The sequence below is a fragment of the Kamptonema formosum PCC 6407 genome (genome assembly GCF_000332155.1).
GTDB lineage: Bacteria > Cyanobacteriota > Cyanobacteriia > Cyanobacteriales > Microcoleaceae > Kamptonema > Kamptonema formosum.
In genome coordinates, this window is the sequence record NZ_KB235903.1 from 1,991,139 (window position 1) to 2,013,429 (window position 22,291).

The 22,291-nt window shown below is 42.0% G+C and carries 18 protein-coding genes; 9 read left to right on the forward strand and 9 right to left on the reverse strand.

Annotated features, from left to right (window positions below; genetic code table 11):
• Nucleotides 1–23: 23 nt before the first annotated feature.
• A complete protein-coding gene (gene gatB, locus OSCIL6407_RS0113710) occupies nucleotides 24–1,508 on the reverse strand; it encodes an Asp-tRNA(Asn)/Glu-tRNA(Gln) amidotransferase subunit GatB (RefSeq protein WP_007356597.1) in 1,485 nt (494 codons plus the stop codon).
• A 617-nt stretch (nucleotides 1,509–2,125) separates the two neighbouring features.
• On the opposite strand from gatB, the gene OSCIL6407_RS0113715 reads away from it, so the two are divergent.
• The 5 genes from OSCIL6407_RS0113715 to OSCIL6407_RS0113735 all read left to right on the forward strand — a co-directional run bounded on the left by OSCIL6407_RS0113715 (nucleotide 2,126) and on the right by OSCIL6407_RS0113735 (nucleotide 10,295).
• The gene (locus OSCIL6407_RS0113715) at nucleotides 2,126–2,728 is read left to right on the forward strand and encodes a hypothetical protein (RefSeq protein WP_007356598.1); all 603 of its coding nucleotides are present in this window, start codon (nucleotides 2,126–2,128) and stop codon (nucleotides 2,726–2,728) included.
• 19 nt (nucleotides 2,729–2,747) lie between these two features.
• Entirely contained in the window at nucleotides 2,748–5,696 is a 2,949-nt protein-coding gene (locus tag OSCIL6407_RS0113720; protein ID WP_007356599.1) for an OmpA family protein, read from the forward strand.
• Between the two features lie 2 nt (nucleotides 5,697–5,698).
• The gene (locus OSCIL6407_RS0113725; RefSeq protein WP_026103735.1) at nucleotides 5,699–6,232 is read left to right on the forward strand and encodes a Rab family GTPase; all 534 of its coding nucleotides are present in this window, start codon (nucleotides 5,699–5,701) and stop codon (nucleotides 6,230–6,232) included.
• Nucleotides 6,229–7,827, forward strand: coding sequence for a PAS domain-containing sensor histidine kinase (locus OSCIL6407_RS0113730; RefSeq protein WP_007356601.1), 1,599 nt, complete (start codon nucleotides 6,229–6,231; stop codon nucleotides 7,825–7,827). Before OSCIL6407_RS0113725 ends, OSCIL6407_RS0113730 begins: the two co-directional genes overlap by 4 nt.
• 80 nt (nucleotides 7,828–7,907) lie before the next feature.
• Nucleotides 7,908–10,295 (forward strand): adenylate/guanylate cyclase domain-containing protein, encoded by a 2,388-nt coding sequence (locus OSCIL6407_RS0113735; RefSeq protein WP_007356602.1) that lies wholly within the window; start codon nucleotides 7,908–7,910, stop codon nucleotides 10,293–10,295.
• Nucleotides 10,296–10,350: 55 nt separating this feature from the next.
• Here OSCIL6407_RS0113735 and OSCIL6407_RS0113740 read toward each other — a convergent pair whose 3' ends face one another.
• The 3 genes from OSCIL6407_RS0113740 to OSCIL6407_RS38565 form a co-directional block, all read right to left on the reverse strand.
• On the reverse strand, nucleotides 10,351–11,853 hold the full coding sequence (locus tag OSCIL6407_RS0113740; protein WP_007356603.1) for a M16 family metallopeptidase: 1,503 nt from the start codon (nucleotides 11,851–11,853) through the stop codon (nucleotides 10,351–10,353).
• A gap of 190 nt (nucleotides 11,854–12,043) precedes the next feature.
• Nucleotides 12,044–13,546 (reverse strand): M16 family metallopeptidase, encoded by a 1,503-nt coding sequence (locus OSCIL6407_RS0113745; RefSeq protein ID WP_007356345.1) that lies wholly within the window; start codon nucleotides 13,544–13,546, stop codon nucleotides 12,044–12,046.
• Nucleotides 13,506–13,628: a hypothetical protein gene (locus tag OSCIL6407_RS38565; RefSeq protein WP_007356346.1), complete on the reverse strand. Its 123-nt coding sequence runs from the start codon at nucleotides 13,626–13,628 to the stop codon at nucleotides 13,506–13,508. Before OSCIL6407_RS38565 ends, OSCIL6407_RS0113745 begins: the two co-directional genes overlap by 41 nt.
• Before the next feature lie 298 nt (nucleotides 13,629–13,926).
• Here OSCIL6407_RS38565 and OSCIL6407_RS0113750 point away from each other — a divergent pair, with 298 nt between their 5' ends.
• From OSCIL6407_RS0113750 to OSCIL6407_RS0113765, 3 genes are all read left to right on the forward strand, one after another.
• The gene (locus OSCIL6407_RS0113750; protein ID WP_007356347.1) at nucleotides 13,927–14,547 is read left to right on the forward strand and encodes a TetR/AcrR family transcriptional regulator; all 621 of its coding nucleotides are present in this window, start codon (nucleotides 13,927–13,929) and stop codon (nucleotides 14,545–14,547) included.
• Between the two features lie 19 nt (nucleotides 14,548–14,566).
• On the forward strand, nucleotides 14,567–15,091 hold the full coding sequence (locus OSCIL6407_RS0113755; protein WP_007356348.1) for a GNAT family N-acetyltransferase: 525 nt from the start codon (nucleotides 14,567–14,569) through the stop codon (nucleotides 15,089–15,091).
• A gap of 223 nt (nucleotides 15,092–15,314) precedes the next feature.
• On the forward strand, nucleotides 15,315–15,905 hold the full coding sequence (locus OSCIL6407_RS0113765; protein ID WP_007356350.1) for a Uma2 family endonuclease: 591 nt from the start codon (nucleotides 15,315–15,317) through the stop codon (nucleotides 15,903–15,905).
• Nucleotides 15,906–15,955: 50 nt separating this feature from the next.
• Here the strand turns inward: OSCIL6407_RS0113765 and OSCIL6407_RS38570 are convergent, their stop codons facing one another.
• Entirely contained in the window at nucleotides 15,956–16,141 is a 186-nt protein-coding gene (locus tag OSCIL6407_RS38570; RefSeq protein ID WP_039962486.1) for a hypothetical protein, read from the reverse strand.
• 26 nt (nucleotides 16,142–16,167) lie between these two features.
• Between OSCIL6407_RS38570 and OSCIL6407_RS0113770 the strand changes: the two genes are divergently transcribed.
• Nucleotides 16,168–17,922, forward strand: coding sequence for a CHASE domain-containing sensor histidine kinase (locus OSCIL6407_RS0113770; RefSeq protein ID WP_007356351.1), 1,755 nt, complete (start codon nucleotides 16,168–16,170; stop codon nucleotides 17,920–17,922).
• Nucleotides 17,923–18,145: 223 nt separating this feature from the next.
• On the opposite strand, the gene OSCIL6407_RS0113775 is transcribed toward OSCIL6407_RS0113770, so the two are convergent.
• From OSCIL6407_RS0113775 to OSCIL6407_RS0113790, 4 genes are all read right to left on the reverse strand, one after another.
• Complete coding sequence (locus tag OSCIL6407_RS0113775; RefSeq protein WP_007356352.1) at nucleotides 18,146–18,943, reverse strand: ABC transporter permease; 798 nt, start codon at nucleotides 18,941–18,943, stop codon at nucleotides 18,146–18,148.
• Complete coding sequence (locus OSCIL6407_RS0113780; RefSeq protein ID WP_007356353.1) at nucleotides 18,940–19,734, reverse strand: ABC transporter ATP-binding protein; 795 nt, start codon at nucleotides 19,732–19,734, stop codon at nucleotides 18,940–18,942. Before OSCIL6407_RS0113780 ends, OSCIL6407_RS0113775 begins: the two co-directional genes overlap by 4 nt.
• Nucleotides 19,735–20,066: 332 nt before the next feature.
• Nucleotides 20,067–21,083 carry an ABC transporter substrate-binding protein gene (locus OSCIL6407_RS0113785; protein WP_007356354.1) on the reverse strand — a complete coding sequence of 339 codons (1,017 nt, stop codon included), beginning with the start codon at nucleotides 21,081–21,083 and terminating at the stop codon, nucleotides 20,067–20,069.
• Between the two features lie 475 nt (nucleotides 21,084–21,558).
• Entirely contained in the window at nucleotides 21,559–22,242 is a 684-nt protein-coding gene (locus OSCIL6407_RS0113790) for a response regulator transcription factor (RefSeq protein WP_007356355.1), read from the reverse strand.
• Between the last annotated feature and the right edge of the window lie 49 nt (nucleotides 22,243–22,291).

A 22,291-nucleotide genomic window follows, 5' to 3' on the forward strand; every position in this document is an offset into this window, starting at 1 on the left:
CCGTTAGCTTACTGAGAATTCACCTAACCATTGAGTTTTTTGTTCAACAATTGATTAGTAAGCTTGGGATCGGCACGTCCCTCAGTTTGTTTCATTACCTGGCCGACAAAAAAGCCCAACAGCTTAGTTTTGCCACTGCGGTACTGTTCTAGTTCCTTGGGATTCTCAGCGATGACGCGATCGATCGCAGCTTCTAGAGTTGCAGCATCGGAGATTTGGGTAACGCCCGCCGCTTCGATCGCTTGCTTCGGAGAACCACCCTCAGATAATAACTTGGGTAACAAATCCTTAGCGATTTTGCCGCTGATCGTGCCAGCATCAATTAAAGAAATCAGTTCCGCTAAACCGTCGGGTTTAAAAGGTAGCTGGGTAATATTGAGCTTTTCATTTTTCAGGTAGGCGGTGATGTCACCCATTACCCAGTTAGCGACTTGCTTAGGATTACCACCTGCTGCGATCGCGGCTTCAAAATACTCAGCCACTGCTCTATCGTCCGTCAATACGCGGGCATCATAGGCAGAAAGACCGATTTTATTTTCGTAGCGATCGCGTTTAGAAGCTGGTAATTCTGGAAGTTCCGCTTCCCAGTGCCCTAACTGTTCCGGCGATACCTCAATCGGGGGGATGTCAGGTTCTGGGAAGTAGCGGTAATCGCTAGAACCTTCTTTGAGCCGCATACTCACAGTACACTGCTTGCCTTCTTCCCAGAGCCGGGTTTCTTGGAAAATGCGATCGCCATTTTCCAAAGCTTGAATTTGCCGTTCAATTTCAAAGTCGATCGCCCGGTGGATAGCATTAAAGGAGTTCATATTTTTAATCTCGACTTTAGTGCCAAACTCCTCTCTGCCAACGGGACGCACGGAAATATTCACGTCACAGCGTAGCGAACCTTCCTGCATATTACCGTCGCTAACACCGAGATAGCGGACGATACGGCGCAATTCTTGGGCATATTCGGCAGCTTCCGCACCCGATCGCAAATCCGGTTCCGAGACTATTTCGATTAACGGAATCCCAGCGCGGTTGTAGTCTACCATCGAATAAGTCGAACCAGAGAGGCGATCGCTGCCGCCATGAACCAATTTTCCTGCATCCTCCTCCATGTGCAGGCGAGTAATCCCAATTTTTTTGCGTGTAGAGTTACCCCCATCATCAATCAACTCAATTTCTAGCCAGCCATTAGTCGCGATCGGCAAATCGAACTGAGAAATTTGATAATTTTTGGGTAAATCTGGATAAAAATATTGCTTGCGGTCAAACTTGCTATAGGGTGCAATCTGACACTTTAACGCCAGCCCTGCCTTCACAGCATACTCCAGCACCTTCTGATTCAGTACCGGCAACACTCCCGGCATTCCCATACAAATCGGATCTATATTGGAATTCGGGACACCACCAAATTCTGTAGAGGAACTAGAGAAAATCTTAGTTTTAGTACCCAACTGACAGTGGGTTTCCAGACCGATAATGGCTTCGTATTGAGTTTTAACTGGTGCAGCAGTGGTCATAGGCTAGACAAAGCTTAGGGAGCAACTATTTGCTATATTTTAGCTGTTCTTGACTTGCGCTTGCCGTGAATACCTAGTATTGTTTGGAGTTTAGAATCAATGATGTGTCAGGGGTGTGTCACACATCTGCTAATTTTACTTCCTTAGTCTTAGCTAAAGTCTTAGCTAAATGGACATAATTAACTAGGGCTTACCTAGTGTTTGCTTGTCATGGCAAGGGTTTCCGAGCAATCCCAGAACCGGGGTAGGTTTCGCCTAGCCTCAAGGTTGATGCTTCCAGCTTGCTTCCTACTCTTGCTACAATGCAACCGTAGTGGTTGGTAATACTGCTGCTTTTCTACCGCGATCGGCAAAGGCCCAAGGAGCAAAGGCATCAGATTTAGCCTCCAAGCGCTTAAGCGTAGCTAGCGACAGGCATCACCCTCTCAAAAGCAGATTTACCTCCACAAACGTGACAAAATAGGACTCAAGTCCAACTAAAGACGAAATTGCCGTAAAATTAACCGTAAAACTAGCGCGGTACTTTTGAAGACTCTGTTTCAAAAGGTCAACTAGCGGTTTTCTAGGGGTGTACTACTTTATCGAATTCTTAATAACCAGAAACTAGAGGTGCAAACATGGCAGAAATAACCAAAGAAGAAATGCGCGAAAGGCTGGGTAATATCGATCAAATTCGCGACATCATATTCGGAGCTCAGTTAAGAGAATACGATAATCGGTTTGATAGAATAGAGTCCGATATCTCATTGTTACAGCAAGATATCCAAACTCGCCTAGAACAGGTAAAATCAGTGCTGACAACTGAGCTAAGGGCGGCCTTTGACTCCTTTGAAAAAAAGCTCAAATCTATCAACAGCACAGTCCAAGAAGATACTACCGATATTCGGCAACAAATCGACAGAGTAAATAGAAAGTTTTCGAGCAGCATTGAAGCTTTAGATGAAGCGATAGACAACCAAACCGGAGCAATTCGGGATGATTTTTCCCAGAGCAGAGATCAGATCCAAGAAGATATCCGTAGCCTAAGAACTCAAGTTTTTGAAGAACTAGACAGACGCTTCTCTGTTCTCAGGGAAGTTAAAGTTTCTAGGGATGACATGGCAGAAATATTGTTTGAACTTGGCATGAGGTTAAAAGGGAGCGAATTTGTTCCCGAACTCAAAGAAGTTGCTGATAGTAATTTAGATACAGGATTGTTATTGCCAGACCGTCATCATTAAATTAAAGAGGTAAAAGCAGATGGCTTTATCGGAAGAAAATCTAGCTGACCTAAATCAGCAAGCAGGTTTTGTTTCTGAAGCAAAAAAGGCTCGTGCTCAACCCGCAACTCAGCTTCAACCCTTGGTGCATCTACTGACCGATCTGAAAATTTTAGAGCAGGCTGAAAAATCTAAACTTCAGCCTGGTCAACCCGCCAAGGATTCAGCTCAAGCTGTCTTTGATAATATTATTTGCTCAGCAGCTAGTCCCCCAACAGCAGAGACTTCAATCGCACCAAATAATAGTAACTTTGACAACTTGAGATCGGGAATTATCAAGGAGGAGTCCGATCCTTTAGAAAATTTGCTATTGCAGCTCGAAAAACTCACAGAACCGATCGTTTTACAGCAGCATATTCCTAGAGAAAAAGCTGCTGTATCTGATGTGGTTGATGTGGAGAAAATTCTGTCTTTTTTGCCCATCAGCAAAGAAAGTTCGACCAGCGCCGCACCTGAATTAGAGGCGGACTTTGACAGGGATTTACACAGCCAAGAACTGTCTAACCTAGAGCCATCAACAAACTTTAGTGAGGACAGCGTTACGAGTAACGCTAACGTAGTTTTTATAGATGATTCAGTTACCAAGGAGCAAAGTAAAGAAGATCTAATCATTCCTTCTGAGGCGGCTAAAGTTTCGCAGAGGGAGGATTTTGTGCGGCCAGTTACCATCACCAAAGCGATGGCAAAACAAAGCGAATATTTAGATGGTGAATATTTAGATGTTTTGGTGACGGCTGTTACAGGGTTAGAAAACTTACTAGAGGATAGTCCTGAGATCCCCGAAAAATTAATTTCTCAAGAATTCACATCCCAAGAATTAATAACATCACCACCATCGAAGAATTTAGATGTTTTAATCAGTTCACCTGAAGACTTGCCAAGACTGTTAGAAGAAAAACAGTCCCTCGAATTGGAAGCAGAAACAGCTCCGAATGCTGTAGAAAATTCAGAGGAATCATTGGAAGCTATAGAACAGTTACAGAACCTAATTTTCGGCTCAAAAATATCGGAATTAGACGATGTAAAAACTCTGCTAGCAGAAAGTGATTTGCCTGGGGTACGGCATTTGATGAAAATGATTGAACACAAACTGGGAAATCTCGAACATCAAATTTACGATCCTCAAGAATTAATTGCTCTGTTATTGCCTTGGATTGGTGAAATTCTGAGTCTAAAAATATCAGAGTCAAGGGAAGAAATTATCAAGGTAATGGTGCCGATCATTGATGAGGTGATCAAGGCAAAAACTCAGCAAGATAAACAGGCAATGAGTGCTGCTATTGCGGATTTGCTACCAGAGGCGATTTCGCAACAGATCAAGAATTCTCCGCAAGAAATGGCGAACGCGATCGCGCCAGAAATAGCAATAGCAATTAGAGAGCAAATTCGCCTCGATCAAGAATCAATTGCTGAAGCTCTAGCGCCAGAAATGGGCAAAGCTATTAAAGCCCAAATTGAACTAGAGCGAGACGCAATGGTAGATGCTCTCTACCCTGTAATTGGTAATACTATTGCTAAATATCTAGGGGAAGCTATTAAAACCATCAATGAAAAGGTGGCAAATGCCTTTAGCATAGAAGGAGTTCAACGCAAAATTAAAGCTCAAATGCAGGGAGTATCTGAAGCAGAATTAATTCTGAAAGAAGCGGTTCCCTTTTCGGTTCAAGCTGTATTTTTAATTCACAAAGCTTCGGGGTTAGTGATTGCAGAAGTGCAGCCAGCAAACAAGCAACAGCTAGAATCGGATATGGTGGCGGGGATGCTGACAGCTATTCGCAGCTTTGTTAATGATTGTATTGCCCAGTCGGGAGAAGTTTCTGAACTCAACGAGATTGAGTACGGCGATTCTAAGATTATTCTTGAAGTTGCAGGCTACTGTTACTTAGCGGTGGTGATTAAAGGAGAACAACCCCAAGATTTTGTCAACAAAATGCGGGAAACTCTCAGTACCATTATTATGAAGTATGGTAGACCGATAGAGTTTTATGACGGCGATCCCGATAAAATTCCAGAGCAAGTTCACACACTGATTGAAAGAATTTTTAAGCAAGTTTCAAAGGAGAAAGAGTCTAAACCGCCAACAGCTCTTTTAGCCATTTCCTTAGTTGTTTCGTCCCTATTTTTAGTGCCTTGGGGAATGTATGAATATCGCCAGAGAATTGAGCGCCGAGTAGAAGCAAATACAGCCACAGCTTTAAGTTTTGCTCCCGATTTAGCCGTATATCGCCTGAGAGTAGATGTTGAAAAAAATACCCTAAAACTCACAGGAAATTTACCAAATCAAGGGTTACGCGCTAAAGCCGAAAAAATTGCTCAAGCAACTGCACCAAACCTGAAGGTAGATAATAAAATTATCGCCATTGATGTACCTCCCGATCCCGCCTCAGTAGCGGCGGAAGTCAAGCGAGTAACTGCTGTCTTAAATCAGATAGAAGGGGTGTCTATTTCTAGCCGATATGGAGAGCGCAAAGTTACAGTGGAAGGAACAGTAATGCAAATGACAGATGCTCAGAAAATCGCCCAATCTATGAAGCAAGTTCCAGGGGTACAGTCTGTAATTAGCACTGTGAAATTAAATCCGCTGAAAATTACAACGCGCATTTACTTTAATGTGGGTTCGGCAACATTAAACTCAGAATACGGAGAAGTAATTGGGAATATTAAAGAGTTTTTGAAGCAATACCCTCAGAAACATCTTAAAATAATCGGTCATAGCGATCGCAAAGGCAATCTTGCTATCAATCAACAGTTAGCTCGGAAGCGAGCTGAAGCTGTACGAGTTGCCCTAGTGCAGCAAGGTGTCGATCCTAGACGGTTGCAAGTTGTAGCGAGTTTAAACCCTCCTGCTGATGTAGAGTCCAGTCAACCCCTATTGTTAAGTAGATGTGTAATCTTTGAGCCAATAACTCAGAGAGCGAAAACCAAGTAATTATGTCAACAATCTCAAAAAAAATGTGCATGGTGGGTGACTTTGGAGTAGGTAAAACTAGCCTAATCCGCCGTTTTGTAGATCGTCAATTCAGCGATCAATATCTTTCTACAGTGGGAGTGAAAATCTCCCGTAAAAACATTGAATTGTTGGGGGTAAAACAGCAGGCAAAACAGGACGTACAACTTTTGATTTGGGATTTAGAAGGTCATACAAAATTTAAAGCGATCGCACCCTCTTACCTCCAAGGATCTAGTGGTGCATTAGTTGTTGCTGATGTTAGCCGCCCCGAAACCATTGAAAGGTTAATCGAACATATTCAGCTTTTTACTTCCGTCAATCCCAAAGCTGCGATCGTCATCGCTTTAAATAAATTAGACTTGGTTGATGAAGAAAAATTAGCTAAAATGGTAGAAATTGCTGAGGCCACCGCTCCAGAGCGAGTATTGGCAACCTATACAACTTCCGCAAAGACAGGCAAAGACGTTGATGATATTTTTCACAAACTAGCTTACAAAATGGTAGAACCTGCATGAATCATCTTTTAAATAAACTACTTGGCCCCCGCCAAATGGAGTATTTAGCAATTAATCAACAGTTCACCATTCTAGAAAAATCTTTTGGAGTAGAACGCTTTGCCGATCGTCCCTGGGAGTTGAAAATAGGTGCAGATGTTCGTCTTGCCTTTCCCGAAGTAATAGGAGTTGAAGATGTTCTAATCTCCGTCCTTTTAGGGCAGAAAATTAATTTTGAGTTAAAAGGGATTGCGCGATTTGTAGATAACAGTCAGCCTTTATATTTTGATATTTATGCCTTTGAAAATCGGGAGGAAGACCATATTGAAAATAGATTAATTATTCTGTTTGAAGATGTAACAGAAAAGATGGTTGCCAAACAAGTCTTAATCCAGAGAGCCAACGAAGCTAATCTTTTATTAAGTGCATTAGCAGCTTCCAAGGATTATATAGATAAAATCATCAAGTCAATGGGTGATGCTTTGTTAGTAACCACAACAGCCGGAACTATCAAAACAGTTAATCAATCTGCACAATTTTTGTTTGGTTATAGTGAAGGTGAATTGATTGGCGAGTCGATTTCGCTGATTACAGATGAAGATAAATTGTTATCTCAGGCTCGTCACCGTTATATTTTATGTCAAGGGGAACTATCGAATTTTGATATAAAACTACTTTGTCGTAAGAAAACCAAACAGGAAATCTGGGTAGAGTTTTCCTGTTCAGCTATTCAGACAGAAATACAGGGATTACACGATTTTGTCTATATTGGTCGCGACATCACAGAACGCAACCGAGAAGAAATTGAAATTCGTACCGCTTTGGCAAAAGAAAAAGAACTTAGAGAGATAAAATCTAGATTCTTTTCAATGATTGCTCACGAATTTGCTAATCCTTTGAATACAGTTTTAATGTCTACTGAAATACTTAAGGAACACCAATTAGAAACAACAGAAGCAGAAAAAATCCAATATCTCACTCATATTAAAACCGCCTCTAAACACATGATTGAACTGTTAAATGACGTGCGGTTTATCAGCAGTGCAGAGTTAGGAAAAATAGAGTTTAATCCTGTACCCATCGATTTGACAAAATTTTGCTCAGATCTAGTAGAAGAAATAAAAATTGCTGCGGGTAGGAACCACATAATTCAATTTGTACCCACTCAAAAATCCGCACAAAATCCCGGTGAAGATGGTCAACAGGCGGAAATTTTACCATTGTTAGATGCGAAGATGATGCGGCAAATACTTAGTAATTTGCTGCTAAATGCGATCAAATATTCTCCTCAAGGTAGCACTGTTTACTTTGAATTTGAGCAAAGCTTTCTAGAGGCTGTTTTTACAATAAAAGATGAAGGAATTGGGATTCCGATTGCCGACCAAGAACAACTATTTGAATCGTTTTATAGAGCGCACAATGTGGGTAAAATATCGGGTACGGGACTAGGCTTAGCCATTGTCAAAGAGTGCGTTAACTTGCACGGCGGTAGCATCATTTTTAGCAGTGAAGTTGGCGCGGGTACTACCTTCAGAGTTGCAATTCCTTTAAAGGGCAATAGCCAGATAGAGAAATCAGATAGAGAGAAAGCAGAAGGCATTCGCTACAAGAGATAAAAGCTTAGATCGCCTGCTTTTCAGTTATCGGTATTTTACGTTTAATTATGTCCTCTTAACTTATTATAACTCTATCTTTCATGAAGAGCATTTTTAAAAAACTCTTAGCTCCTCACCACCTAGAATACCTAGCAGTGGATCGGGAATTAACGATTGTAGAGACATCCTCCAACGTGCAGCGATTTGCTGAATCTGGAAATATTACATCGGGAAATGATGTTCGCACTGGTTTTCCTGAACTTATAGGAACTGAGGAAATTTTAGCGGACATTTTAGTAGGAAATTTACCTAGTTTTGAGCTGAAAGCAATTACGCGGGTGTTAGACAATAATTCTATTCTCTATTTCGATCTCTACATTGTCCAGTACCAAGAAGAAAAAAATTTTGATATCCTGATTATTTTTTTTGAAGATGTAACAGACAGGATGACTCTGGAACAGACATTAGTCCAGGCTACTAATGAAATGAATCTTTTATTGAGTGCCTTAGCTGGTGCCAAAGATTATATTGATAAAATTATCACTTCAATGGCAGAGGCATTGTTAGTAACAACGCCATCGGGTAGAATAAAAAAAGTTAATCATGCAGCTCAAATTTTGTTCGGATATACTGAAACCGAATTAGTGGGCCAGTCGATTGAGATGGTAATTACTGACAAAGAATTATTTCATAAAATCAATCATTATTCGGCTTTATCTCAAGCTAATGCTGAAGTAGTTTGCACAACTAAAAAGGGAGGAAAATTAACTGTTGCTTTTTCCTGTTCAGCTATTCAAGGTGATATCGATCGGGTTTATGAAGGCAACGCCTTGGCACAAGATTTAGTTTATATCGGTCGGGATATTACCGAACACCAGCGCAATCAACAACGCCAATTAGTGCAACATTTTACTACCCTAGTATTATCAGAATCGCCCACTCTTCAACAGGCAGTCGAAGAAATATTAGCAGTAATTTGCGATACTTTGGGATGGGATACAGGGGAACTTTGGATGTCAGAAGAAGGCGAAAGATTAATCTCAAAAGCGAACAGAAACTTTTCAATTTCCGACCCTAGTTTACTCAGATGCGTTCAAAGTTGGGTACAAGCATCAATAGAAATTCCAGAATTTAGAGCTATTACCGAACAGATTACTTTTGCGCCTGGAGTTGGTTTGCCTGGTCGGGTTTGGGCTAGCGGTTCCTCCCATTGGATTTCTGATGTAGTTGAAGATAATGACTTTTTGCGAAAAGAAATTGCTGCTAAGGAAGGACTACATGGAGCTTTTAGCTTCCCAATTCTGGGCGATTATGAAGAAATCATCTCAGCAAAAGCTGTTCTGGGAGTTATGACTTTTTTCAGCCGCTTTCCGCAGCAGCTAGATGAAGATTTGCTTCAGATAATGGCCGCAATTGGCAGCCAATTCGGTCAGTTTATTAAGCGCAAGCAAGCAGAGGAAGCGCTGCGGGAAAGTGAAGAAAAAATGCGAGATTTGTTTGAAAATGCTACGGATTTGATTCAAAGTGTGGCTGCGGACGGTCATTTTTTATATGTCAATCGCTCTTGGTTAGAAACTCTAGGTTACAGAGAAGAAGAAATTACTAACATGACGGTATATGATATTATTCATCCCGACTGTAAAGAACATTGTATGGGGATGTTCGAGCGGGTGATGTCAGGAGAAAAAATCGAACAAGTTCAAGCAGAATTTATGACCAAAGACGGTCAAAAAATTTCTGTGGAAGGCAGTGTAAACTGTAAATTTGTTGATAGTAAACCTATTGCCACTCGCGCTATTTTTCGAGACATTACTGAGCGCCTGAAAACAGAAGAAGCACTGCACCTCCAGCAGGGACAAACTGAACGTCTATTACTGAATATTTTGCCAGAACCAATTGCCAATCGTCTCAAACAACACGAAGGCATTATTGCTGATGACTTTGCTGAAGTTACAGTTTTATTTGCAGATATTGTGGGCTTTACGCCGCTTTCTGCTTCAATGAGTCCGATTGCTTTAGTAGATTTACTCAACCAAATTTTCTCTGCTTTTGACCACCTGTGCGAACGACACGGTTTAGAAAAAATTAAGACGATTGGTGATGCTTATATGGTAGTAGGAGGTTTGCCTACGCAGAGATCCGATCATGCTGAGACGATCGCGCAAATGGCTATTGATATGCAGGTAGAAATTGCTTTATTCAACGCGAAAAATAACAAGGATTTCAGTATCCGTATCGGCATTCATAGTGGCCCGGTGGTGGCGGGAGTGATTGGCATTAAAAAGTTTATTTATGATTTATGGGGTGATACTGTAAACCTAGCATCGCGGATGGAATCGCATGGTTTGGCTGGTCAAATTCAAGTGAGCGATGTTACTTATGAGTTATTGAAAGATAAATTTTTGTTGCAGAAACGCAGCCCTATTCAAATTAAAGGTAAAGGGGAAATGACTACTTATTTTTTGCTGGGCAAAAATCTTAGTAGGTAATTGTTAACGGTTAACTGTTAACCGTTAACTGTTAACCGTTAAACTGTTGTTCTGTTCAACTTTTAGCGGGAATTGTGATATCAATCGATTCCACCTTAACTGAATTTCCGAGACTGGTTAGAGGTGGCTTAATCGCATCAGTATTGCCGACTACTAAGGTTACTATGTTCTCCGGTTTCAAATAGGTGTTTGCCACGCGCTGCACGTCAGCAATAGTTGTTGATTCAACTTGACGGCGATAGCGAAAGATGAAATCGGAGGGATAATTGTAGTATTCATATCGCATTAATCGCGATAAGGTTTGACTGGGATCTTCAAAATTGAAGATAAAAGAATTGAGAGTTGAATCTTTGGCAAAAGCTAATTCTTCTGGGGTAATTTTTTCAGTACGAATCCGCTCAATTTCAGTCAGAATAGCTTGAATAAAGGGTACTGTTGCTTCCGATCGCGTCTGTCCGCCAGCGATAAATATTCCCGGATAGTCAAATCTCGGACTCCAAGCAGCGTAGACGGTGTAGGCTAGTCCTTGGCGCGATCGCACATTATTAAACAAACGGCCTCCAAAACCATTAAGCACGCCATTCATTACATCTAGGGCCGCATAATCAGGACTGCTAAAAGTACCTCCCAAGTGACCCATTTCTATGTAACTTTGGCTTAATTGTGGCTGATTTACAAAAAATAAACCGCCTTGGCTAGCTTGAGATACGGGAGGTAAAGGTAATTGGCGACTTGCCTTTGGGGATTGCCAATCGCCAAATTTCTGCTCAATGAGCGATCGCATTTTCGCGGTGTCAAAATCCCCCGCAATGCCCAAAATTATATTCTGAGGGTGGAAATACTGCTGATAAAAACTCACCAAATCCTCGCGGGAAATATTATTGAGCGTTTCATACTCGACAGTACGAGCGTAAGGACTGCGATCGCCATAAATCAGTTTTTGAAATTCTCGGCCCGCAATACCCTCTGGATCGTCATTCCGCCGCGCGATCGCGCCTTGCTCTTGATTCTTTGCTAAATCCAGTTTATCCTGAGCAAAAGCAGGCTCCCGAATCACCTCAGCAAATAGCCCAAAAACCGTCTCTAAATCTTCACTCAAAGCACTAAAACCTGCGTTACCAGCACTAAGACCAATACCCGTTTCTACCGCTGCCGCACGCTGTTCTAATAACTGATTGAGTTCATCAGGCGGATGCTGGCGAGTGCCTCCAGTCCGCATTACATTTCCGGTCAAACTTGCCAGTCCTAATTTATCTTCTGGTTCAAAGCGATCGCCAGTACGAACTAAGGCTGTTCCCCCCACCAGCGGTAATTCGTGGTCTTCCATTAAATAGACCCGCATTCCATTTTTAAGTTCAAATCGAGTGTATTTCGGCAACTGAATCTCTGGTAGCGGTGGGAAAGTTAACTCGTCATAGTGTTTTGCTGCTACTGCAAAAGCAGAGGAAAAATTAAAAAATATCAGTGCAAACACTACAAAGCTAAAGCTAAAAAGAAATAACTTTGCCTGTTTTTTAATTCCACTTTTGCTCTTCATCCGATCTCCCTGAATTGCCATTTTTTCTCCTACTTCCCAAACAAAAATAACCCTTGCTGCTAATTGCTAATTGCTAATTGCTAATTGCTAATTGCTAATTGCTAATTGCTAATTGCTAATTGCTAATTGCTAATTGCTAATTGGGGAAAGAGTTTCCTCATCTCCCCTGCTCCCCCGCTTCCCCGCTCCCCTGCTCCCCCGCCCCCCTTCTTCAATTAGGCAATAATCGCCCTACTGTGCGATTTTCTGGGCGGAAAGTTTCTTTAGCGACGCGCTGAATATCGGCCGTTGTAATAGCAGCGATCGCATCTAACTCCTTAAACAAATTGCGCCATGAACCCGTTTTCACTTCATAATTAACCAGCGCAAAAGCCATACCCTGGTTAGAATCGAGCGATCGCAACAAAGTCGCTCGTGCTTTAGTTTTCACCCGCGCCAACTCCACATCAGAAACAGGTTCAGATTGCAACCGCTCAATCTCAGTCCGCAGAGCCGTTGCCACTTCATCAACAGTATGGCCAGGAGCCGTCATCGCATAAAAAAGCATCAAATTGGCATACTTTTCCCCTGGATAGCCGCTGAAACCCTCAGCAACTAGCGCTAATTGTTGTTTTTCTACCAAAGACTTGTAGAGGCGAGAAGTGCGGCCACTGCTGAGCAAACTGGCGATCGCTTCATAAATAACATGATCGGGATGATTCATCGCCGGTCGGTGATATCCTTCCAAATACCAAGGTTGAGATTGCAACTGTACTGTAACTTCCCTTGGTTCCGTCTGTGCCGGCTCCACAATTGTCAATTCTGGAGGGGCTGGCTTAGCCTTGTAGCGACCGAAATAAACCTCTGCTAGTCGCTTCACATTCGCGGCCTGAACATCTCCCACCACTGCCACTGTTAACTTACTAGGGATGTAGTAAGCATCGAAAAATTCTTGAACATCACTCCTTTTTAAATTGCTAATATCTTCACTGTAGCCAATCACTGGGCGGCGATAGGGATGAGTAGAAAAAGCTTTATTTGCAAATGCCTCAATCATCTTACCCACAGGGGAATTTTCGCTTCGCAATCTGCGCTCTTCTAAAATTACCTGTTTTTCCTTATAAAATTCTCTAAAAACTGGTTCTAGAAACCGCTCCGACTCCAGAGACATCCACAGTTCTAGCTTATTTGAGGGCAGACTATAAAAGTAGGAAGTTGCATCCGTAGAAGTTGTAGCATTTAGTCCCACACCTCCTGCCTGTTCCACAATTTTACCCAGTTCATTCTGCTTAACGTATGCCGATGCTTCGGCTTCAATCTTGTCAAATTCTGCCTTTAATTTGGCAATTTCTTCTGTCTTACCGCTAGCTTTAGCTGCTTGGATTTGGTCAAAAATTTTATCCTGTTTTTCTAGTAGGGGTTTTTCAGATTTATAGTCCTTTGTCCCAATTTTGGGAGTTCCTTTGAATGCTAAATGTTCTAGATAGTGAGCAACACCTGTTTTGCCATCAGGCTCATTTGCCCCGCCTACGTCAGCGTAAATCAGAAAGGAAACTACAGGGGCTCTGGGCCTTTCTAGCACAATAAATTTCATGCCATTTTCGAGGCGAAATTCTGTCACCTGCTGAATGACGCGATCGAGATAGGGTTGAATTGAGGATACCTGCCCTTGTCCCGCGTTTGTTAAGGATGGGTTAGTGGGGTTTTCGCGGGCGATCGCGATCGCTGGTGGCATCCCGCACCAGAGCAAAATAGCGGCAAGTAAAGATGCGATCGATCGTCTCAATCCGTTGAGCCGCCTGCACTGTTGAAGCCAAATAAGAAGCATAGAAATTAGCACTGAAGTCAACCGAGAGAACAAACTTATCAAGTGTAAGATCGGAACCACTCTTTATAGCATAAAGACTTTTGGATGTTTGGGGGATCTCTTCTCGATCAGATGTTAGGCTAATTAGGACTTACGCACCCTTGATGTAACGCCGCCCTCTGGGCGGTGAAGATACCGCCCAGAGGGCGGCGTTACGAGAGTAGTGTATAAGTGCTGTTTTAGCTTAACCAGCAGCAGCCCCAACTTTAAATTTTAGTTCTCAATTCCCTATTCCCAATTTTCCAGCTATGCGAATTTTTAATCAGTCCCCTCCTTCAGAAACAGAGACGCGAAAGCGGATTTTGCAAGCAGCACAACGTTTATTTGCCTGCAAAGGCTACGAAGGTACTACAACTGCTTCTTTAGCACAGGCGGCGGGTGTGGCGGAGGGTACGCTATTTCGGCATTTTCCCAATAAAAAGGCAATTTTGATCGAGGTAGCAACTAATGGCTGGGTAGAAATTTTGACTGATTTACTGACAGAATTGAGCGAGATGGCTAGTTATAAAGCTGTGGCTCAAGTGATGCGGCGGCGGATGCTAAATGTCCGAGATAATGCGGATATGATGCGAGTATGTTTTATGGAAGCACAGTTTCACCCAGAGTTGCGCGATCGCATTCAAGCAGAAGTGATTGGAAAAATGACAGATGTGGCTGAGGCTTTCTTCCAAACGGCGATGGATAGGGGAGTTTATCGGCAGATGAATCCTAAAATTGTAGCTCAGGTATTTTTGGGAATGTTTGCGATCGCAGGCTTCAGTCAAGATACTCTTTTAGAACCCGGTGCTTCTCCTCAAGCAATACAAGAAATGGCAGAAGGATTAGCAGATATTTTCCTCAATGGTGTTTTGATCGAAGAGAAAGGGTGAAAATCGCAACCAAGTATGTATGACTAATAGTTTCAAATATTCTATTCGCCCGTTAACTCAAGAAGACGAGCCTTTTTTGTGGCAAATGCTCTATGAAGCTGCCCATTTAGCAGAAGAAGGTGAATCAACAGTCGAAGCTGTGAGGAATCATCCTCTAATTGCCAAATATGTCAAAAATTGGGGGCGGAAAAACGATTTCGGCTTTCTGGCTTGGGAATTAACCAACCACCAGCCAGTAGGGGCGGTATGGGCGCGTTTGTTTACAGGAGAAAAGCAAGGATTAGGCTACATTGACGATGTTACCCCAGAATTAGCGATCGCAGTTCTTCCCCAACATCGAGGTAAAGGCATAGGAAGACAGTTACTCGTTAGTTTGTTAGCAGCGGCAAAACTCTCTTACCCCTCAATCTCTTTAAGTGTCAGAAGCTCAAATCTAGACGCAATCCACCTGTACAAAGAATTAGGATTTGCAATGATAGAGGGAAGTGAAACTATTAACCGAGTCGGCGGTATATCTTTTACTATGAAACTAAGTTTTTGTTAATTATGGAGTTTCAATGTGAAAGTTTGAGAACCTAAAAAATTATAATAGTGGCAGTTGCTTCTAAAATCAGATAATAATCAATTATAATATACAGCAAGTCTAAATCATTCATACAGATTTGTAGGGGTAGCGCCCCCGTGCCTACCCCCATCGTTCGGGCAGCCACTTAATTGTACAACTCAATCCTTCTACCTGAAAGTCATCACTATCAGTTGAGGTTAAAATGCTAGTTCAAACACAGCAGCAAACTTACACTCCAGAGGAATATCGGCAGTTAGAAGAAACAGCCGAGTTCCGAAGTGAATATCACGAGGGAGAAATTTTACCTATGTCAGGTGGCACTATAAATCATAACCGGATTACACGCAATCTGGTCGGAGTTTTTGGCAACTTGTTTCAGGGAAAACCCTATGAAGTTTTTATGAATAATTTACGGTTATGGATTCCTCGGCATCAGCGAGGGGTTTATCCAGATGTGATGGTAATTGAAGGACAGCCACTTTTCACCGAAGGACGGCAAGATGAGGTACTTAATCCCTTATTAATAGTAGAAGTGCTCTCGAAGTCTACGAAAGGTTTTGATAGAGAAGATAAATTTCGATTCTATCGCTCAATTCCTCAATTCTGTGAGTATGTTTTAATTGACCAATATGAGTTTTTAGTTGAGCAGTTTCTTAAGACTGAATCGGGGCAATGGTTATTTCAAGATTATGAGGGGGATGCGGCTACAGTTTCCTTTACTTCAGTAGGAATTGAGATGTCAATAAGCGATATTTATGAAAGAGTAATATTTGAGTCAAAGGAAAAAAGCTAGACAGTTAGTTGTTGGTTGTTCGGTTGTTAATTGGAGATTGTGGTTGATTTTTAGGTAATTTGTTGGGCTTTAGCCCAAAAAGTGCTGAAGCCCAACAACTTACCTAACCTAATGTAATCAGGACTTACGCAAAAGTATCGTAACGCCGCCATCTTGGCGGTTAAAGATACCGCCAAGATGGCGGCGCTACGTAAAGCCTGCGTAAGTCCTGGTAATTTTACTCTACCCAGATTCATAGAAGAGGGTATAGTCTGGAATTAGTATGCCAAAAGCTTTTCTTCATCACCGAATTGCCTTGATTTTGACCCTAAGTTTAGGCATAGGATTGTCAGTTTTAGCTACCATTTTTGTTAGCAGATGGGAGACATCGAATCGGCAATTCCGGTTTCAAAGGCAGATTGAAAATTTGGCTACAGCCCTCCAGCGTAGCCTCAACCGATATACTGATATGCTATCATTTCTTGATGATTATTATGCAGTAGTCAAATTTCAAGTAGATCGTCAAGAGTTTGGAAATTTTGTTAGAAGAACGCTCAAGACTTATCCAGGTATTCAAGCACTAGAATGGGCTCCCATCGTGGGAGAAAAAGAACGTTTTACCTACGAAAGAAAGATCCAGTTAGAAGGTTATCCTACTTTCCAAATTACTGAACTAGGCAAAGATAAAGCCTTAGTTAAAGCCGCTAATCGACCCTATTATTTACCTGTCACCTACGTAGAGCCGTTTATAGGAAATGAATCCGCCTTGGGATACGATCTTAACTCAAATATCACCCGCGCAATCGCAATCAATCAAGCAAGAGATACAGGCAAAATCACGGCCACTGGACGCATTAAATTAGTTCAAGAAAAACGCGATCAATTTAGCTTTTTAGTGTTTTTGCCACTTTATAAAAATCATCAAGCTCCAAATTCTCTTACGCTTCGTCGCCAGAATTTAACTGGCTTCTTACTAGGTGTATTTCGCCTATCAGATGTAGTTGAAGAATCCTTAAAAGATTTGCAATACGACGAGATTAACTTTACAGTATACGACCGGAGTTCTAATCCGGGACAGCAATTTCTAGGACGCTATGATGCTGCTTATAAACAAGTGACAACGCTTGAAGACAACTCACAATTTAATTTAATTAAGTCTTCTCTCTGTCCATCTGCTGAAAAATGTACGCAGACTTTAACCGTAGGACAGCGACAGTGGTCAATTGCTTTTTCACCCTCCGTTAATTATCCCATTGAAACGCAATATAGCGCGATAATTACCTTAATTGGCGGGTTATTAATTACTAGCACTTTAGCGCTCTTATTACATAACTTAAATCGGGAATTAGAACGAACTAAAAGTTTGAGTGAATTAAGATTTAGCTTTTTCTCAATGGCATCCCATGAACTGCGAACGCCGTTAACCACTATTTTACTTTCTAGTGAATCTTTGCAAATTAACCATAATCAACTAACTGAAGAACAGAAACAGAAAAATATTCAGCGGATTAATTTGACTGCAAAGCGGATGAGTCAGCAGATTACAGATTTATTAATGTTAACACGGGCAGAGGTTAGGCAACTAGAATTTCATCCCCAATTATTGGATCTAGAACCTTTTTGTCAACAACTTATAGATGAGATGCAAATTGATGTTAGTCAGGTTATTGAATTTACGAGTAATTGTCAAAATACTAGAGCATTTTTAGACAAAAACTTGTTGCGATCTTTACTTACTAACTTACTCTCAAATGCAGCAAAATATTCACCTGCTGATGCTAAGATTCAATTTACTTTAAACTGTAATGCAAATACGGCAATTTTTCAAATATGCGATCGCGGTATTGGCATTCTCACGGCAGATAAAATTAGAATTTTGGAACCATTTTATCGAGGTAGCAATGTCGGAGAAATAACCGGAACTGGTTTAGGGTTAGCAGTGGTAAAAACTTGTGTAGAATTACACCGAGGGGAATGGAATATTGAGAGTCAGGAAGGTCAAGGAACAACTGTGATGGTACGATTACCGTTGGAATAAGTATCGATTGTGTATGATAAAATAGAGCGATGTCCGTAGAGACTTAGGCTATTTTTAAGGCGTGTAAACTTAAAGTAAAACCTTTCGTCTAGCAGGGAATAAATTCCCTGCCTTAAAGCTAAAGTCCTCTAACGAGGACTGAAGAACTTATTAGTCCTCTTCAGAGGACTTTCGCTGTTAGACAGGGGTTTTAACCCCTGGCTGCTTTATCCGAATTTCGAGACTACTTGCCACTCCAATGAATAAACCGTTTCTCTACAATTAGAAACAGCATATTCAGGAAATAGCCTAAAATTCCGGTGACTAAAATCGAGGCATACATATCCTTGACATTGAGTACTTGTTGAGCATCAATAATCCGTTTGCCTAAGCCTTGTTCCGTACCGATAAACATCTCCGCCACAATCACAATTACCAGGGAAATACTGATACCGCTACGCAAACCAATAAAGGTTTGAGGCAAACTTTCCAACAGTAAAACATCTTTGAAAATTCGCCAACGGTTTGCCCCCATTACTTTTGCTGCCAGAATCCGCGATTGCTTAGCATTAATCACCCCATAAGCGCTGTTAAATACAATCAGTAAAAACGCGCTAAAAGCAGCAATTACTACTTTAGAAAAATCGCTGACTCCAAAAAAGAGAATGAACATCGGAATCAGAGCACTTGCTGGTGTAGAACGGAAAAAATCAATTAAAAATTCGACACTGCGATAAACTTTTTCAGAACTACCCAAAGCCACACCAACGGGGACTCCGATAATACCAGCCATCAAAAAAGCGCTAAAAGTTCGTAACACCGTAGCGATAAAATCAGGTAACATTACGCCTGTAAACATTCCCGCAATCAGCGTACCGAGAGTAGCAAAAGGCGTAGGTAATAGCACTGGATTGACAAAACCAGAGATAGAAATTAACCACCAGACACCAAAAAGTACCAATACTCCGATGAATGGCAAAAAGCGATCGAAGGAAAATTTTTGAACGTCAATATTAGAGGAAGGTACGCTAGAAGTATTCATTTCCGCATCTCCTGACGAAAGATTTCTAAACAGTAACGGCTGACTTCAATGAATTCGGGAGAGGTAAGTGTATCGGGGGTACGCGGACGAGAAACAGTAAATGGTACTGCTTCCACTAAATGAGTTGGACGTTTACTTAAAAGTAGAACTGTATCTGCTAGAAATACTGCTTCTTCTAAGTTGTGAACTACCATTAACATCGGAATGCCAGTGGCCATGAAAATTTCTTGGAGTTTATCGCGCACAAATAGGGTGGTTTCAAAGTCCAAGGCGGAAAAGGGTTCATCGAGAAAAAGAACTTCTGGATCGGCAACTAGCGCCCGCAAAATGGAAACTAATTGTTGCTGTCCACCGGAGAAATTGTAGGGATAACGTTTGAGGTCAAGGCGAATATTAAAGGTGTCGATTAGGCGTTCGACGCGATCGCGACATTCCTGTTCTGGTACTCCCTTAACTCGCAGCGGATAGGCGATATTGTCATAGGCACTCATCCAGGGAAACATTGAATCCCGATAGTTTTGAAACACATAGCCAATTTTGGCCCGGCGAATTGGTTTACCATGAATCCGAATCTCCCCGCGATCGATGGGAATCAAGCCGCTAATCATGTTAATTAGGGTGGATTTACCGCAGCCATTGGGGCCAAAAATTGAAACTAATTGATTGTTGGGTAAATCGAGGTTAAAGTCTTCGTAAAGCGGTTGTCCTGCAAAGGATTTACATAATCCTTGTACAGAAATAAAGTGTTCTGGTGGCGCAATATTCGGGCTAGTGACAGGATTTACAAGCATAATATGGTTCTCCAGAAAGTGATTTATAGCAACCGCCTTGGCGGTTAGGGGCTAGGGGCTAGGGGCTAGGGGCTAGGGTAAGAAGGGAAAGAAGAGGAAGAAGGGAATAGCGTTAGCAAGTTTCAGGAACTCAGAACGTCTTAACTGCCAAGAAGGTTGCTATAGTAAAGTAGGAATTACGCACGAATTACCCCAAATATGGGTTTGAGATTGCTTCACTACGTTCGCAATGACAGAAAATCATATCGTTGGCAATGATAGAAAATCGTAGTAAGTGCGTAAGTCCTATTTTTTAAGGGAGTTAGGCTCTCGATTCTGCATAAGTTTTGTAATTACACAGGTTTGTACAACAAGCTAGCAACATCAAGTGGTTTTGAGAAAACTTTTTTATCAGTCATAAAATTGAAGAATTTTTGGAAGTATGTCACGTCTTCCGGCTTAAATTCGTTGTACATCGTGTATCCTATCATCGGCACTTTCTGCACTAAATCGCCTTCGATGGAGGTGTAGCCGACCATATATTGACGGACTTGATCGGGATTCTTCCTAATATCTTCAATGGCGCGGCGATAGGCTTCTGTGTAGGTTTTGGTTGTAGCGGGATATTGCTGAATAAATTTGCTACTTAGTACGGCTGCACCACCAAACCAAGGAGCTTTGGGATCGCCTAAAATGTATTTGGAAACAACTCCATTTTCCAGAATGCGGGTAAGGCCTTTAACTTCGCCAACTGTACCTGTTGGTTCTAGGGTGTAAGCTGCATCAATTTGTCCCGATTCGATCGCGGCTATGTGTTGCCGAATTTCTATTTGCTGTACTTGGGGATTAGTAACTCCTGCGGCTGCCAAGATTGCCTGCGCGATCGCTAAATTCTGTGCTCCTGGCCCTGTGGCAAACTTTTTGTCTTTTAAATCCGCGATCGCCTGAATTGAGCTATTTTTGCCCACAATCACTTGATCGAGTTTGTAGTCAACGTTGCTGGGGTTGGCAGCAATGATTTTGAATAATCCCGGTGATGTGATTTCTGAAAGTCCCAAAACACCGCTAGCAACTCCATTGCCTGTTCCCTGAAGCCTTCCAGCAATTAATGCTTCGGCGACTTGGTTGGGTGAAGCAAATTTGACTGCTTCTACGTCTAAGCCGGCTTCTTTGAAATAACCCTTTTTCTCGGCTACAAATAAGGGTAATCCAGAGGCGACGGGCCAGAATCCAATCGAAATTTTACCGGGATTCTCTGAACTGCTGGTGGTAGTGGTTGTCTGAGTTTGAGATTGAGTGCATCCGTGAGCCGCGATCGCGATCGCGCTACCTGCACTCAACTGAAGAAAATACCGTCTCCTAATTTTCATCGTTTTCCCTTTACATCCAAGATAATTTGGACTAGAATTGAATCATAAGATACAGAATTTCGATTCACCGTTTCTCTGGCGCAATTCCCGCCTGTTAGGAATCGTTTCCTCGAAATTTATTTATCGATACAGCATATAGATTTAGTGTGTATATTTTGGGGAAGCTTAAGTGGAGAAATGGTGGAAAATGTCAGGGTTTCTACACACAAAATTAGGACTTAGCCGGTGGATATAAGGTGGATATAAATAAACGCTATAACTTGTAGGGTGGGCGCTCGTCGCAAAAGGTCTTTAACTTATAGTTATAAATAGTTGTCGGCGAGCGCCCACCTTACGTTTTTTGTTGATATTTTTGTCATTGCGAGTGAAACGAAGCAATCGCTAGGCCTTGAGATTGCTTCGTTTCACTCGCAATGACCGATTGGTTTCACTTGCAATAACAGATCGCTTTCACTCGCAATGACCGATCGCTTTTCTAAACTCGATCTAAACTTTTCAAACGGTAGCCAACACCGTGAACAGTTTCAATTAAGTCTTTTGGAGCTCCTGCGGCTTTGAGTTTTGCCCGCAAATTCTTGATGTAAGTCTTGATGGTGTCTTCTTCTGGAGACTCTTGCCATGTCCAAACCTGTTCGATAATCGCGGATCGACTCAAAACCCGCTTGCCATATCGTAATAAAGCCTCTAACAGAGCAAATTCTTTTGGTGTGAGGTGAATAGGCGATCGCTCGTAGATGACTTCATAGCTAGCAGGATCTAGAGACAGATTACCCGATCTTAATATCGGCGACATTCCCGACTGTCCGCGACGAAGCAAAGCCCGAATTTGAGCTAGCAACTCCTGTAATTGAAAGGGTTTAACCATATAGACATCTGCTCCTGCATCGAGTCCAATCACTTTATCAAGGCTGGTATCGCGAGCAGTGAGCATGAGAATGGGAGAGAGATAGCCGCGATCGCGCAATCGCTCGCATAGACCAATACCATTTAACTTCGGTAGGGTGACATCGGTTAAAATCAAGTCGTAAACGAATCCCTGGGTCTTATCCCATGCTGACTCACCATCTCTAGCTGAGTCTACAATGTACCGCTGTGCCACAAGTGCTTCAGTCAGAGAAGCTATCAATTGGCTGTCGTCTTCTACTAATAGAATCCGCATTGTCTAGCTTGTTCGATTAATCTGAATTCTAAGATTCAGTGACAGAAGT

What these genes read in the sequence shown, in the direction of transcription:
- gatB (WP_007356597.1), bottom strand. Translation starts at nt 1,508, where the DNA reads ATGACCACTGCTGCACCAGTTAAAACTCAATACGAAGCCATTATCGGT.
- OSCIL6407_RS0113715 (WP_007356598.1), top strand. Translation starts at nt 2,126, where the DNA reads ATGGCAGAAATAACCAAAGAAGAAATGCGCGAAAGGCTGGGTAATATC.
- OSCIL6407_RS0113720 (WP_007356599.1), top strand. Translation starts at nt 2,748, where the DNA reads ATGGCTTTATCGGAAGAAAATCTAGCTGACCTAAATCAGCAAGCAGGT.
- OSCIL6407_RS0113725 (WP_026103735.1), top strand. Translation starts at nt 5,699, where the DNA reads ATGTCAACAATCTCAAAAAAAATGTGCATGGTGGGTGACTTTGGAGTA.
- OSCIL6407_RS0113730 (WP_007356601.1), top strand. Translation starts at nt 6,229, where the DNA reads ATGAATCATCTTTTAAATAAACTACTTGGCCCCCGCCAAATGGAGTAT.
- OSCIL6407_RS0113735 (WP_007356602.1), top strand. Translation starts at nt 7,908, where the DNA reads ATGAAGAGCATTTTTAAAAAACTCTTAGCTCCTCACCACCTAGAATAC.
- OSCIL6407_RS0113740 (WP_007356603.1), bottom strand. Translation starts at nt 11,853, where the DNA reads ATGGCAATTCAGGGAGATCGGATGAAGAGCAAAAGTGGAATTAAAAAA.
- OSCIL6407_RS0113745 (WP_007356345.1), bottom strand. Translation starts at nt 13,546, where the DNA reads ATGCCACCAGCGATCGCGATCGCCCGCGAAAACCCCACTAACCCATCC.
- OSCIL6407_RS0113750 (WP_007356347.1), top strand. Translation starts at nt 13,927, where the DNA reads ATGCGAATTTTTAATCAGTCCCCTCCTTCAGAAACAGAGACGCGAAAG.
- OSCIL6407_RS0113755 (WP_007356348.1), top strand. Translation starts at nt 14,567, where the DNA reads ATGACTAATAGTTTCAAATATTCTATTCGCCCGTTAACTCAAGAAGAC.
- OSCIL6407_RS0113765 (WP_007356350.1), top strand. Translation starts at nt 15,315, where the DNA reads ATGCTAGTTCAAACACAGCAGCAAACTTACACTCCAGAGGAATATCGG.
- OSCIL6407_RS38570 (WP_039962486.1), bottom strand. Translation starts at nt 16,141, where the DNA reads ATGAATCTGGGTAGAGTAAAATTACCAGGACTTACGCAGGCTTTACGT.
- OSCIL6407_RS0113770 (WP_007356351.1), top strand. Translation starts at nt 16,168, where the DNA reads ATGCCAAAAGCTTTTCTTCATCACCGAATTGCCTTGATTTTGACCCTA.
- OSCIL6407_RS0113775 (WP_007356352.1), bottom strand. Translation starts at nt 18,943, where the DNA reads ATGAATACTTCTAGCGTACCTTCCTCTAATATTGACGTTCAAAAATTT.
- OSCIL6407_RS0113780 (WP_007356353.1), bottom strand. Translation starts at nt 19,734, where the DNA reads ATGCTTGTAAATCCTGTCACTAGCCCGAATATTGCGCCACCAGAACAC.
- OSCIL6407_RS0113785 (WP_007356354.1), bottom strand. Translation starts at nt 21,083, where the DNA reads ATGAAAATTAGGAGACGGTATTTTCTTCAGTTGAGTGCAGGTAGCGCG.
- OSCIL6407_RS0113790 (WP_007356355.1), bottom strand. Translation starts at nt 22,242, where the DNA reads ATGCGGATTCTATTAGTAGAAGACGACAGCCAATTGATAGCTTCTCTG.